Origin of the sequence: Achromobacter sp. SIMBA_011, assembly GCF_046535435.1 — a bacterium.
GTDB classification, from domain to species: Bacteria; Pseudomonadota; Gammaproteobacteria; order Burkholderiales; family Burkholderiaceae_B; genus Achromobacter; species Achromobacter dolens.
Genome location: NZ_JAWRWN010001078.1, coordinates 1 through 243 on the forward strand (window position 1 = coordinate 1; position 243 = coordinate 243).

The window sequence follows — 243 nt, forward strand, 5'->3', positions numbered from 1 at the left end:
GTCGCGCAGCCGTCATCCGTCGCTCGCCGCGCAGGCCGGCGACCGGTTCGCCGAAATCGAACTCGACCTGTCGGATACGTCGGCCGTGGCGACGTGGCTGGCCGGCGACACGCTGCGCAGCTTCGTCGACGGCGCGTCGATCGTGCTGCTCTTCAACAACGCAGGCATCGTCGATCCGATCGGACCTCTCGACGCGCAGGACCCGGCGCTCGTCGCCCGCGCGGTCGGACTGAATGTCGCGGC

Annotated in this window: 1 pseudogene; it reads left to right on the top strand. The window is 70.4% G+C overall.

Annotated features, from left to right (window positions below):
- Positions 1-243: pseudogene (locus tag SB816_RS34350) on the top strand (short-chain dehydrogenase); the annotation flags it as partial.